12 protein-coding genes and 1 tRNA gene are annotated in these 12,433 nt (G+C 69.2%); 6 read left to right on the top strand and 7 right to left on the bottom strand.

All coding sequences use genetic code 11. The features are described from left to right. Nucleotides 1-8 precede the first annotated feature (8 nt). The 3 genes from VC184_RS07830 to VC184_RS07820 form a co-directional block, all read right to left on the bottom strand. Entirely contained in the window at nucleotides 9-1,307 is a 1,299-nt protein-coding gene (locus VC184_RS07830) for a M20/M25/M40 family metallo-hydrolase (protein WP_323987688.1), read from the bottom strand. A gap of 72 nt (nucleotides 1,308-1,379) precedes the next feature. Then, nucleotides 1,380-1,464, bottom strand: a tRNA-Leu gene (locus tag VC184_RS07825). A gap of 96 nt (nucleotides 1,465-1,560) precedes the next feature. Next, nucleotides 1,561-3,405, bottom strand: coding sequence for a DEAD/DEAH box helicase (locus VC184_RS07820; RefSeq protein WP_404568564.1), 1,845 nt, complete (start codon nucleotides 3,403-3,405; stop codon nucleotides 1,561-1,563). Nucleotides 3,406-3,483: 78 nt separating this feature from the next. Between VC184_RS07820 and VC184_RS07815 the strand changes: the two genes are divergently transcribed. Then, complete coding sequence (locus tag VC184_RS07815) at nucleotides 3,484-4,329, top strand: SGNH/GDSL hydrolase family protein (RefSeq protein WP_274177890.1); 846 nt, start codon at nucleotides 3,484-3,486, stop codon at nucleotides 4,327-4,329. Here the strand turns inward: VC184_RS07815 and VC184_RS07810 are convergent, their stop codons facing one another. Then, a complete protein-coding gene (locus VC184_RS07810; RefSeq protein ID WP_112614780.1) occupies nucleotides 4,330-5,121 on the bottom strand; it encodes a TrmH family RNA methyltransferase in 792 nt (263 codons plus the stop codon). 55 nt (nucleotides 5,122-5,176) lie between these two features. Between VC184_RS07810 and VC184_RS07805 the strand changes: the two genes are divergently transcribed. The 3 genes from VC184_RS07805 to VC184_RS07795 all read left to right on the top strand — a co-directional run bounded on the left by VC184_RS07805 (nucleotide 5,177) and on the right by VC184_RS07795 (nucleotide 7,213). Then, nucleotides 5,177-6,025: a Sir2 family NAD-dependent protein deacetylase gene (locus VC184_RS07805; protein ID WP_274177889.1), complete on the top strand. Its 849-nt coding sequence runs from the start codon at nucleotides 5,177-5,179 to the stop codon at nucleotides 6,023-6,025. A 37-nt stretch (nucleotides 6,026-6,062) separates the two neighbouring features. Then, the gene (locus VC184_RS07800; protein ID WP_114589498.1) at nucleotides 6,063-6,665 is read left to right on the top strand and encodes a histidine phosphatase family protein; all 603 of its coding nucleotides are present in this window, start codon (nucleotides 6,063-6,065) and stop codon (nucleotides 6,663-6,665) included. 77 nt (nucleotides 6,666-6,742) lie between these two features. After that, the gene (locus VC184_RS07795; RefSeq protein WP_274177888.1) at nucleotides 6,743-7,213 is read left to right on the top strand and encodes an Lrp/AsnC family transcriptional regulator; all 471 of its coding nucleotides are present in this window, start codon (nucleotides 6,743-6,745) and stop codon (nucleotides 7,211-7,213) included. Here VC184_RS07795 and VC184_RS07790 read toward each other — a convergent pair. Continuing rightward, entirely contained in the window at nucleotides 7,179-8,186 is a 1,008-nt protein-coding gene (locus VC184_RS07790; protein ID WP_274177887.1) for a DMT family transporter, read from the bottom strand. The genes VC184_RS07795 and VC184_RS07790 overlap by 35 nt on opposite strands. 74 nt (nucleotides 8,187-8,260) lie before the next feature. On the opposite strand from VC184_RS07790, the gene VC184_RS07785 reads away from it, so the two are divergent. Continuing rightward, complete coding sequence (locus VC184_RS07785) at nucleotides 8,261-8,821, top strand: CGNR zinc finger domain-containing protein (RefSeq protein WP_323987687.1); 561 nt, start codon at nucleotides 8,261-8,263, stop codon at nucleotides 8,819-8,821. Here the strand turns inward: VC184_RS07785 and VC184_RS07780 are convergent. Continuing rightward, the gene (locus VC184_RS07780; RefSeq protein WP_323987686.1) at nucleotides 8,781-9,680 is read right to left on the bottom strand and encodes an alpha/beta fold hydrolase; all 900 of its coding nucleotides are present in this window, start codon (nucleotides 9,678-9,680) and stop codon (nucleotides 8,781-8,783) included. The genes VC184_RS07785 and VC184_RS07780 overlap by 41 nt on opposite strands. Nucleotides 9,681-9,791: 111 nt before the next feature. On the opposite strand from VC184_RS07780, the gene VC184_RS07775 reads away from it, so the two are divergent. After that, nucleotides 9,792-10,493: a 3'-5' exonuclease gene (locus VC184_RS07775; protein ID WP_274178036.1), complete on the top strand. Its 702-nt coding sequence runs from the start codon at nucleotides 9,792-9,794 to the stop codon at nucleotides 10,491-10,493. A 100-nt stretch (nucleotides 10,494-10,593) separates the two neighbouring features. Here the strand turns inward: VC184_RS07775 and leuA are convergent, their stop codons facing one another. Further along, nucleotides 10,594-12,354, bottom strand: a complete 1,761-nt coding sequence (gene leuA, locus VC184_RS07770; RefSeq protein ID WP_269266218.1) for a 2-isopropylmalate synthase — start codon at nucleotides 12,352-12,354, stop codon at nucleotides 10,594-10,596. Nucleotides 12,355-12,433: the final 79 nt, after the last annotated feature.

Raw genomic sequence — 12,433 nt, 5'->3', positions numbered from 1 at the left:
GCGGCCTTTCAGTACGTGCGGATGAGATCGATGAGCACGCGCTGCCCGAAGACGAGCGCGTCGATCGGGACGCGTTCGTCGACACCGTGGAACATACCCGTGAAGTCCATGTCGGCCGGGAGGCGCAACGGCGCGAAGCCGAATCCTGCGATGCCGAGCTCGGACAGCGCCTTGTTGTCGGTGCCGCCGCCCATGAGGTACGGCAGCACGGGCACGCCGGGATCGTGCCGGCCGAGCGCGCCGACCATGGTGTCGACGAGCGACCCCGCGAAGGGGACCTCGAGGCCGATGTCGCGATGCACGATCTCGATACGGATGTCGTCGCCGACGATTCGCTGGATCTCCGCCAGCACCGCATCCTCCTGTCCCGGGAGCGTGCGCACGTCGATCGCAGCGGACGCGGCATCGGGGATGACGTTGTGCTTGTACCCCGCGGTCAGACCCGTCGGATTCGTCGTGGTCCGGAAGGTCGACGCGAGGAACGCGGACGTCGGCCCGGTCGCGTCGGCGACGGCATCCGGATCCGACGCGTCCCGGCCACTGAGCGCCGCGAGGTCGTCGACGAGTCGTCGGGTCGTGCGCGTGAGCTCGATCGGCCAGTGCGCGCGACCGAGCTTCGCGACGGCCTCGGACAGACGCGTGATGGCGTTCTCCGGATGCAGCCGGCTGCCGTGGCCCGCTCGTCCGGTGGCGTGGAGCCGCAGCCAGACGAGGGCCTTCTCGCCGACCTGCAGCAGGTATGCCCGGTGCCCGTCGACGCCGATCGAGTATCCGCCGACCTCGCTGATGGCCTCGGTCGCACCGGCGAACCACTCGGGCCGATCGCGCACGACGAGCTGCGATCCCTCGACCCCGCCGTTCTCCTCGTCGGCGAAGAACGTGACGACGAGATCGCGCTCGGGCTGCTCCCCCGCGCGCAGGAGCTCGGCCACGGACGTGAGGATCATCGCGTCCATGTCCTTCATGTCCACGGCGCCGCGACCCCACAGCATCCCGTCGCGGACGACGCCCGCGAACGGGTCGACGCTCCAGTCTTCCGCCACGGCCGGCACGACGTCGAGGTGGCCGTGCAGGACGAGAGCCGGCTTCGAGCTGTCGCGACCCGGTATGCGCACAGAGACGTTCGTGCGCCGCGGGATCGGCTCGTAGTACTCGGGTCGAAGTCCGAGCGCCTCGAGATAGGCCCCCACGTACTCGGCCGCTTCGCGTTCGCCGCGCGAGCGCCCCTCGCCGAAGTTGGTCGTGTCGAAGCGGATCAGATCCCGCGCGACGCGGGCGACCTCGGGCAGATCGTCGTACTCGGACATGCTCTCCACGGTAGTCGTGAACCGTTCCGGGAAATGACGAAGGGCTCCGTTTCCGGAGCCCTTCTCTCACTGTGCGCGAGGGGGGACTTGAACCCCCACGCCCTATACGGGCACTAGCACCTCAAGCTAGCGCGTCTACCTATTCCGCCACCCGCGCAGTGTTTTTCAGTTGTTCCCAACCGAGGAACAACACTAACACGTCACCGGCGGGGCGGAGAATCGTCGGCACGCCGGGCGTGGCGCGCCGACGACGTCACGATCTCACGCGTGATCGCAGGACCGCGATGCGCGCCTGGAGCTGGGCCACGGTCGCATGCGACACAGCCGGTCCGCCGCACACGCGGCGAAGCTCGGCGTGGATCTGGCCGTGCGGCTCACCGCTCTGGCGGGCGTACAGGCCGACGAGGCTGTTCAGGAGCTGTCGCTGCTCCTTCAGCGACCGGTGCAACGGCTCGGGCAGTGTCGACTCGGCGCTGGGAGCATCCCCGCCGGATGCGGCACCCGCTGCGCTCTCGCGTGCCTCGCGGCTGTGCCGGTGCTTGGTCTGCCGCGACTGGCGCTGCATGAGCAGCTCGTGCACGTGCTCGGGCTCGAGAAGTCCGGGGATGCCCAGGAACTCCTCCTCCTCGGGCGTGCCGGGCACCGCGAGCTGGCCGAACTCGGCGCCGTCGAAGAGGACGCGGTCGAAGTGGGCGACGGAGCCGAGCGCCTGGTAGCTGAACTCCTGGGTGAGCTCATCGGAGGCCTTGTCCTCGCTCTCCGCCTCGGCGAGGAGGGTGTCTTCGAGGCCGTCGTCGTCGCCTGCCTCTCGGTCGAGCGCGTGGTCGCGCTGACGCTCCATCTCAGCGGCGAGGTTGAGCAGGACGGGCACGTTCGGGAGGAAGACGCTCGCCGTCTCGCCGCGACGACGAGCCCGGACGAAACGCCCGATCGCCTGCGCGAAGAACAGCGGGGTCGAGGAGGACGTGGCGTAGACGCCCACCGCGAGCCGCGGAACGTCGACGCCCTCGGACACCATGCGCACCGCGACCATCCACCGGGTGGTCGACTGCGCGAAGATCTCGATGTTGCCCGACGCGGACTTGTCGTCCGACAGCACGACGGTCGGCGCCTCGCCGGTGATCTGATGCAGGATCTCCGCATACGCCCGCGCCGCCGTCTGGTCCGTCGCGATGACGAGGCCGCCGGCGTCGGGCACGTCCTGGCGCACCTCGCTCAGGCGACGGTCTGCAGACCTCAGCACGGCGGGGATCCAGTCGCCCTCGGGGTTCAGCGCGGTGCGCCACGCCTGCGAGGTGATGTCCTTCGTGTTGTCCTGGCCGAGGTGGGCCTCGAATTCGTCGCCGGTCTTCGTCCGCCACTTCATGTGGCCGGCGTAGACGAGGAACAGCACAGGGCGCACGACACCGTCGGCGAGGGCGCGTCCGTAGCCGTAGTTGAAGTCCGTCTTGGAGAGGCGGATGCCCTTCTCGTTCGGGTGATACTCCACGAACGGGATCGGAGCGGTGTCGCTTCGGAACGGTGTTCCCGAGAGAAGCAGACGTCGCGTCGCCCTGCCGTAGGCCTCGCGCAGCGCATCGCCCCAGCTCAGCGCGTCGCCGCCGTGATGGACCTCGTCGAGGATGACCAGCGTGCGGGCATCCATCGTCAGCCGCTGGTGGACGGATGCCTTCACCGCGACCTGCGCGTAGGTCACAGCGACGCCGTGGTACTGCCGCGACGGCATCCCGTGGCGGTTGCTGAAACGCGGATCGAGACGGATGCCGACTCGGCCGGCGGCATCCGCCCACTGCGTCTTGAGGTGCTCGGTGGGGGCGACCACGATGATGCGATCGACAACGTCACGGCGCAGCAGCTCCGACGCGAGGCGGAGAGCGAACGTCGTCTTACCGGCGCCGGGGGTCGCAGCGGCGAGGAAGTCGCGCGGTCCGCGTCCGACACCCTCCGGGCCGTCGGCGCCGAAGTACTGGTCCAGCGCCTCTGCCTGCCACGCACGCAGGCGCTGAGCGGTACCCCACGGCGCACGCTGCGGGAACGAGGGTGACAGGTGTTCTGCGGCGAAGCTTCCGAAATGCTCCTGGGGGTCCTCTGTCACGATGGACCACCTTAAACGACCCCACCCACACGATCGCCCGGCACGAGATAGCGTGGCAGGTACGGAGCTTCGAGGAGGGTCATGAGAAACAACGAGCCATCCGAGGACACGCGGCGCACACCCTATGTGCCGAACGAGACCGCTCACCCGTGGCGTCGCATGGTCGCGATCGGCGACTCGTTCACCGAGGGAATCGGCGACCCCGAGCCCGGCAGCCCCGGCGGGCACCGCGGCTGGGCCGACCGCGTGGCCGAGGTGCTCAGCTCACAGGTGCCCGACTTCGCGTACGCTAATCTCGCCGTCCGGGGCAAGCTCATCGGCCAGATCGTGACGGATCAGATCGAGCCCGCACTCGCGCTCAAGCCCGACCTGGTCACCTTCTCGGCGGGCGGCAACGACGTCATCCGACCGGGGTCCGACCCCGACGCCGTTGCGCAGCAGTTCGAAGATGCCGTCGTACGCCTGTCGTCGACGGGCGCGACGCTCGTGCTCTTCACCGGCATCGACACCAACTTCACCCCGGTCTTCCGCGGCATCCGCGGCCGGGTGGCGATCTACAACGAGAACATCCGGGCGATCGCCGACCGTTACGACGCGATCGTCGCCGATCAGTGGGCGCTAAAGGAGGTGCAGGACATGCGCTTCTTCGACGACGACCGGCTGCACTACAACTCGCTCGGCCACCACGAGGTTGCGCGCATGGTGCTGCGGGCGCTCAACGTGCCCAACGACCTGCAACCGATGCAGCCCGACACGACACCGGTGCTGACCTGGCGGGCGGCCCGCGCGAACGACCTCGTCTGGGCTCGCGAGTACCTCATGCCGTGGGTGCTGCGCCGGCTCCGGCATCAGTCCTCGGGCGACCACATCACCGCCAAGCGGCCCGAGCCGCTGCCCGTCCTGCGGCGCGCCGACGACCCCGACTGATCAGCGCAGGGCCCAGAGCGACACCGCGGCGGCCGCGGCGACGTTGAGGGAGTCCACTCCGCCGGCCATCGGGATGGTGACGACGGTGTCGGCGACCGCGAGGGCGCGCCGGCTGAGCCCGTCGCCCTCGGTCCCCATGAGCAGTGCCACCCGATCGGGCCGCGCTGCGGCGAACTCATCGAGCGGGACGGCGCCGTCCGCGAGGGCGAGGGCGGCGAGGTGGAGACCGGCCTCGTGGAGCAGCGGCGCCGCCTCCGGCCAGGCCGGCAGACGCGTCCACGGCACCTGGAAGACCGTGCCCATGCTGACGCGGACGCTGCGGCGGTAGAGGGGGTCGGCGCAGCGCTCGCTCACGAGCACCGCATCGGCCCCCAGACCGGCGGCAGCTCGGAAGGCGGCGCCGACGTTCGTGTGGTCGACAATGTCCTCGAGCACCAGCACGAGCCGGGCGTCCGCGACGATCTCACTGACCGGTGCCGTGACGGGCCGGTGCATGGCGGCGAGGGCTCCGCGGTGCACGGCGTAACCGGTCACCTGCTCGGCGACCTCGTCCGAGACGACGAAGACCGGCGCGTCGCCTGCGAGGTCGGCCACATCCGGAAGCCATTTCTCCTGCACGAGGAACGAGCGCGCGCGGTGCCCTGCTGCGTGAGCGCGAGAGATGACCTTCGCCGACTCGGCGATGTAGAGGCCGCCTGCGGGCTCGAGCACCCGGCGCAGCGCGACATCGGTCAGGTCGCGGTAGTCCGAGAGGCGGGGGTCGGTGGCGTCGTCGATGCGGATCACGGGCACTGTCTCAGCCTGTCACGTCGCCCGGGCGATGCGCTGACGCTCGTAGAGTGGGACTGTGACGAACCCCGACCTCGAGACGCCCGCGGGCGACGAGATCGACAACGCCCTGCAGGTACTCGCGGGCCGTCGCATCGCGGTGCTCACTGGAGCCGGCGTGTCGACCGACTCGGGCATCCCGGACTACCGCGGCGCCGGAGCGCCGGTGCGCACGCCCATGACGGCGCAGCAGTTCCTCGCGAGCGCTGACGCGCGTCGGCGGTACTGGGTCGGCAGCCATCTCGGCTGGCAGGCTTTCGCGGCGGCGCGACCGAACGACGGGCATGCGGCGCTGGCGGATCTCGAGCGCTCCGGCGTCGTCACGGGCGTCATCACGCAGAACGTCGACGGTCTGCATCTGCGGGCCGGAAGCAGCCGGGTGGTCGAGCTGCACGGAACGATGCGACGCGTGTTCTGCCTGCACTGCGGTCAGGTCTTCGACCGGCGCGATCTCGCCGAGCGCGTGGAACGGGACAATCCGTGGATCACGGTCCCCGAGAACGTCGAGCTGGGCCCCGACGGCGACGTCCTGCCCGCGACGAGCGACGGCTTCATCGTGCCCACGTGCACGGTCTGCGGTGGCATGCTGAAACCGGATGTCGTCTTCTTCGGCGAGTTCGTGCCGCGTGAGAAGTTCGCGGAGGCCGAGCAGCTGGTGCGCACGAGCGACGCGCTCATCGTCGCCGGGTCGTCGCTGGTGGTCAATTCGGGCGTCCGGCTCGTCGAGCGCGCACGCCGCCGCAAGCTCCCGGTGGTCATCATCAACCGAGGCGCGACGCGCTCCGACCCGAAGGCAACCGTCAAGATCGATGACGGCACGAGTCATGTCCTGCGTGTGTTGGCCGACGCGCTGCCGTCCCGGCGGTGAGGTCGAGGTCGGACGACCGTCAGCGTAGGGTCGAGAGGTGACCATCCTGACCCTCGTGCGCCATGGTGAGACCGACTGGAATCGTGAACGGCGGATCCAGGGCTCCACCGACATCCCCCTCAACGACACCGGACGTGAGCAGGCTCGCGCTGTCGCCGCCGCCCTGCGGGAGTCGCTCGACGGGGATGCAGTCGTCGCCTCGAGCGATCTCTCGCGCGCAGCCGAGACGGCTCGGATCATCGCAGACGGGCTGGGGGCCGCTGCGCCGCGCACCTATCCGGAGCTGCGGGAGCGCGGCTACGGGGATGCCGAGGGCGTCGGGGTCGAGGAGTTCCACGCTCGCTGGGGCGAATGGGCCGTGGCCGACGTGCCGAACGCGGAGCCGTGGCCGGTGGTCCGCGAGCGGGCGCTGCGCGGGCTCGAGCGGGCCGTCCGCGATGCGCGTGCCACCACGGCACCGATCGCGGTGCCGCTGATCGTCGTCGCGCACGGCGCCCTCATCCGTGAGGTCATCCGGCATGCGACCGCAGAGGAGTTCCCGTTGCAGGGAGTCCGCCTCGCCAACGGATCGGCGCACACCTTCGTCATGGAGCGCGAGCGTCTGCGCCTCATCGACTCCCCCGCGCTCGCGACGATCTGACCCTGCCGCCGCCCCGTCGCTCGCCGCGAGAGGCGATGCTCCGAGGTGGGGCTCCGAGCGGTGTATCGTCCAGCATCATGACCATGCACGACCGCGTCGACCTCGCGTTGCTCGAAGCTCTCGCCGATGACCCCCGCGCGACGGTGGTCGCGCTCGCCGAGCGCCTGCGCATGTCACGCAACACGGTCCAGGGGAGGATGGCACGGCTGGAGCAGTCGGGTGTCTTCCTCTCGTACGAGCGGTCTATCTCGATGCGTGCTCTCGGCTTCCCGATCGAGGCGCTCATCAGCGTCGTGCTCCGTCAGCCCGACCTGCCCCGTATCGCGCAGGAGCTCGCAACCATCCCCGAGGTGCTGCAGGCTCAGGGGCTGAGCGGTCAGGTCGACCTGATGGTCCGCGTGGTCGCGCGCGACACGCAGCACCTTTTCGCCGTTGACGCGCGCATCCTCGCCATCGATGGGGTCGAACGCACGGAGACCTCGCTCATCATGGACGACGTGATCCCGCACCGGGTCAAGCCGCTGCTCGCTGAGGGGCGCGCGGGCTGACGGCTGCCGGTGCGCGTTCGGCGTCGAGCCGCACGAGGACCACACCGACGAGGATGAGCGCCCCGCCGACGAACTGGACCGGCGCGGGCGCCTCGGCCAGGAGCAGCCACGCGAAGCCGAGTGCGAACAGAACCTCCGAGAGACCGATGAACGATGCCAGACGCGACCCCGTGCGCGGAACCGCGGAGACTCCCAGGGCGTAGGCGGTCCCGGTCGCGGCGCCCACCCAGAGCAGGACGACGATGGGCGGCAGCTGCATCCCGACGACGTCTGCGAGCACGGTGCTCGTCGCGAAGGGCAGGAAGCCCGTGAGAAGGAGGGTGCCGATGATCGCGCTCGCGATGACCATGCCTCCGGCGGCCAGGACGAGGGGCGGCAGCGTGTCGCCGGTGCGCTCGGCCATGACGAAGTACACGCACGTGCAGAGGGCGGCACCGAGGGCGAGGAGAGTGCCCCAGAAGTCGAAACGGGCTCCGGCGATGTCGACGACCAGCACCAGACCCGCCATGGCGACGACGGAACCGGCGATCACCGTCGGTGACGGTCGGCGGCGGGTGGTGAGCCATACCCAGATCACCAGGAGGACGGGCGCCAGATACTGGATGAGGAGGGCGACGGCGACCGGCATCCGCTGCATCGCTGAGAAGTAGAACAACTGGCAACCGACGACGGGCATCGCACCGAAAGCGATCAACGCGAGTCCGTGCCGGCGCAGGAAGTGCCGTTCCCGAGCGATCGCGCGAATCAGGAACGGCGACAGCACGAGGGCTGCGACGCCGATCCGGATGAACAGCGCGGCGCCGAGCGACCAGCCGTTCTCGAGGAGCGGCTTCACGAGCGGACCACTCGACGAGAACGCCAGCGCGGAGGCGATGGCCATGGCCATGCCCGCGGTTCGCCTGCCCGGGACGCCAGTGGGCGGTGTCTCCGGTGCGCCTGCGATGATGGGCAGGGGCGCGGTCGGGTTCGTCATCGGCAGCCTCGGTGGTCAGGGGTGAAAGTTATCTACACTCGTGACAGTAACGCTCGCGATCGTCAGGAGTCAACGTGGTCTTCATCCATGACACGGAATTGTCGCTGCGCGCGACTGCTGCACTGGTCAACACGCTCCCGCTCACGAGCGCGGACGCCGCCGACACGCTCGTCGACGGGGACGACCTGGATGCCTTTCTCAGCGAGTTCGCCTTCACCGGCGCGATCGTGCGCGACGAGGCGGAGCTGCAGGCGATGCGCGGCATCCGGCCGCGCCTTCACGAGCTCTGGGAGCTCGACCGGGACTCCGCCGTGCCCCACGTGAACGCGATGCTGCGCGACGGCCGCGCGCAGCCTCAGCTGGTGATCCACGACGGATACGACTGGCATATCCACGCGACTCCCGACGACGCGCCTCTGGCAACGCGCGTGCTCGTGGAGGCCGGCATGGCGTTCGTCGACGTCATCCGCGCGGACGCGTACGACCGCGTGCGGATCTGCTCCGCCGACGACTGCGCGGCGGTCTACGTCGATTTCTCCAAGAACGGTTCGAAGCGCTACTGCGACACCGGCAACTGCGGCAACCGCATGAACGTCAACGCGTACCGTCGTCGGAAAGCGCGAGAAATCGCCTGATCGCGGTGGCGGCCTCGCGAGGCTTCTCGTAATGGATGAGGTGCCCCACCCCGTCGATCTCGACCAGCTCGGCCTCGGTGAACAGCTCGCGCAGCCGGCGCTCGGCCTCGATCGGGGTGATGTCGTCCTGAACGGCGGCGATGAGCAACGTCGGCTGCGGGATGCGCGGAGCGAACGCGCGGACGTCGTTCGAGACGGACGTCACGAACGCGTCGCGGAGCACGTCGCGATCGGCGAAGCTCGAGAAGTAGGTGTCGTGCTGCTCGTGGACGAACCGGCGCAGGGTCCGGTCTCGCGTCTTGACCATCGCGAGGCTCATCACCCGGACGATGAGCCGGTTGCGCAGCAAGGCTTCGCCCACCCGCCGCGGGAGGCGCGCCCCGACGTCGTAGTACCAGACGGCGAGGCGCGTGAAGACCCCACGGGGTCCCTCGAGGGCGGGCGCGCCGATGGGGTTGATGAGGATCATGCGGGGGGCAGGAAGCCCGCCCGCCACCGCAGCGGCGGAGACGATCGAGCCGAATGAGTGGCCGACGACCACCGCGCCGGGAGCGACCCCGGCCGCGAATGCGGTGAGCCAGTCGGCGTATGTCTGCAGGTCGTGTTCGCGGCCCGGTATCGCTGGGGTCTCGCCGAAACCCGGCAGGTCGGGCATGATGACGCGCACGTCGCCGAGGTGCGCGACGACGGGCTCGAGACCGTGATGCTCTCCCCGGAACCCGTGGACCGCCAGGAGCGTCAGAGGTGCCTCGTCGCGCCCGTAGACCCAGTACGCGGTCGTTCCGCCGAGGACCTCGGTCTCGAGGCGGCGCACCGGGATGCGCGCGAGCAGGGAGTCGTACGGGGAGACGGTCGGCACCCGTCGAGTCTACGGAGGCGGCGCGTCGAATCCTGCGTGTCCGACCCGAGCCGTAGCCTCGATTCCGTGGAGCCGGATCGCCCTCTTGTCGTCGCAACGCCCGAACTCGACCTGTGGCCCTGCTCGGCACCCGAATGGTGCCAGGTGGTCGGGGTCTTCGATCTGGAGACGACGGGCGTCGACGTCACCGTGGATCGCATCGTGACGGCGCACGTGGGCGTCCTCGACGCCGACGGAACACCGGTGCGGGCCGACAGCTGGCTGGCCGACCCGGGGATCGACATCCCCGATGGTGCGGCGGCGATCCACGGCATCACGACCGAGCATGCCCGTCGGCACGGACGGCCCGCATCGGACGTGGTCGCGGAGGTCGTCGCAGCCCTGCGCGGCCTGTTCGACGCCGGCATCCCGGTGGTGGCGTACAACGCGCCGTTCGATTTCTCGATGCTCAAGTACGAAGCGCTCCGGCACGGGATCGATCCGATCCACTCGCCCTCCCCCGTCATCGATCCGCTCGTCATCGACAAGCGGTACGACCGCTACCGCCGCGGGAAGCGCACCCTCTCGGTCGTCGCCGAGCACTACGCCGTCACGCTCACCGGGGCGCACGAGGCCTCCGCAGACGCGATCGCTGCGGGGCGCGTCGCGCAGATCCTCGCTGAGCGGTTCGCCGAGGGGCTGCCGTCGACCGCCGCCGAGCTTCACACCCGCCAGGTCGGCTGGGCGCGGGCTCAAGCAGAGAGTCTCACCGAATACTTCGTGAGCATCGGACGGATCGACGCCGACGTCGACGGCTCGTGGCCCATCCGCTGATCGGTCGGCGTCCGGAGTCTCGACAGGTGGAAGGCTGACGACGGAGCGGGGGCGGCCCCGACCGACCAGCGAGGCCGCCCTCGCGGCGGTGCGACGATCCTCAGACCGCGGTCAGCTCCGACGAGCGCTCGCGGGTGCGGATCGCGCGGTTGACGCACGATACGACGGCTTTGAGGCTCGCCGTCGAGATGTCGCCGTCGATGCCGACGCCCCAGAGTCGCTGGTCATCGACCTGCAGCTCGACGTAGGCCGCCGCCTGAGCGTCGCCACCCGAGCTCAGCGTGTGCTCGACGTAGTCGTAGAGCGAGATGTCGAAGCCGCGGTCGCGCAGCACCGCGAGGAACGCCGCGATCGGGCCGTTGCCGACACCGGACACATCGTCGTGCTCGTCACCGTCGCGCAGTGTGACGTCGAGCCGGACATCACCCGACATGTCGCTCTGCGTGCGGGTGCCGAGCAGCTCGAACCGGCCCCACTTGTCGTCGTCGGCCGGTGCGGGCAGGTACTCGTCGGTGAAGATCGACCAGATCTGCTCGCTCGTGACCTCGCCGCCCTCGGCATCCGTCTTCTCCTGCACGACTCCCGAGAACTCGATCTGCAGCTTGCGCGGCAGATCCAGGGCGTGGTCGGTCTTCAGCAGGTAGGCGACGCCGCCCTTGCCCGACTGCGAGTTGACCCGGATCACGGCTTCGTACGAACGACCGAGGTCCTTGGGGTCGACGGGCAGGTAGGGCACCGCCCACTCGATCTCGTCGATCGAGACGCCGTCGGCAGCCGCACGTGCGGACATCGCCTCGAAGCCCTTCTTGATGGCGTCCTGGTGCGAGCCGCTGAACGCGGTGAACACGAGGTCTCCGGCCCACGGGCTCCGCTCGGGCACGGGCAGCTGGTTGCAGTACTCGACCGTGCGCTTGATGCCGTCGACGTCGCTGAAGTCGATCTGCGGGTCGATGCCCTGCGTGAACAGGTTGATGCCGAGCGCGACGAGGTCGACGTTGCCGGTGCGCTCCCCGTTTCCGAACAGGCAGCCCTCGATGCGGTCGGCGCCGGCCATGTAGCCGAGCTCCGCGGCAGCGATCGCGGTGCCACGGTCGTTGTGGGGATGCAGCGACAGCACGACGTTCTCGCGATGCGCGAGGTGACGGCTCATCCACTCGATCGAGTCGGCGTACACGTTCGGCGTGGCCATCTCGACGGTTGCCGGCAGGTTGATGATGACCTTGCGGTCGGGCGTCGGCTCGAAGATCTCGATGACCTGGTTGCAGACGTCGACGGCGAACTCGAGCTCGGTGCCGGTGTAGCTTTCGGGCGAGTACTCGTAGTAGACGGCCGTCTCGGGGATGGTCTGCTCGTACTGGCGGCACAGGCGCGCGCCCTCGAGTGCGATGTCGATGATGCCCTGGCGGTCGGTGCGGAAGACCACCTCACGCTGCAGGATGCTCGTCGAGTTGTACAGGTGGACGATCGCCTGCTTCGCGCCAGCGATCGCTTCGTACGTGCGCTTGATGAGGTGCTCGCGAGCCTGCGTCAGCACCTGGATCGTCACGTCGTCGGGGATCAAGCCGTCCTCGATCAGCTGGCGCACGAAGTCGAAGTCGGTCTGGCTCGCGCTCGGGAACCCGACCTCGATCTCCTTGTACCCCATCTTCACGAGCAGCTCGAACATCACGCGCTTGCGCTCGGGACTCATCGGATCGATGAGCGCCTGGTTGCCGTCCCGCAGATCGACAGCGCACCAGCGGGGCGCCGTCTCGATGCGCTTCGCCGGCCAGGTGCGGTCGGGCAGATCGACACGGATCTGCTCGTGGAACGGCCGATACTTGTGGATCGGCATGCCCGAAGGCTTCTGGTTGTTCTCCATGGTCGTCTCGCTCTTCCTCATCGGGTGTGACGGGCCAACGCGAAGCTCCGCGACGAGAGAGGCCCTAGAACGAGGACTC

The sequence above is a fragment of the Microbacterium plantarum genome (assembly GCF_035231185.1).
GTDB lineage: Bacteria > Actinomycetota > Actinomycetes > Actinomycetales > Microbacteriaceae > Microbacterium > Microbacterium plantarum.
The sequence above is the reverse complement of the archived record's forward strand: the minus strand, read 5'-3'. Positions and strand labels throughout refer to the sequence as shown.

Coding starts and splice junctions, on each gene's coding strand:
- VC184_RS07815 (WP_274177890.1), top strand. CDS start 3,484: ATGAGAAACAACGAGCCATCCGAGGACACGCGGCGCACACCCTATGTG.
- VC184_RS07790 (WP_274177887.1), bottom strand. CDS start 8,186: ATGACGAACCCGACCGCGCCCCTGCCCATCATCGCAGGCGCACCGGAG.
- leuA (WP_269266218.1), bottom strand. CDS start 12,354: ATGGAGAACAACCAGAAGCCTTCGGGCATGCCGATCCACAAGTATCGG.
- VC184_RS07830 (WP_323987688.1), bottom strand. CDS start 1,307: ATGTCCGAGTACGACGATCTGCCCGAGGTCGCCCGCGTCGCGCGGGAT.
- VC184_RS07795 (WP_274177888.1), top strand. CDS start 6,743: ATGACCATGCACGACCGCGTCGACCTCGCGTTGCTCGAAGCTCTCGCC.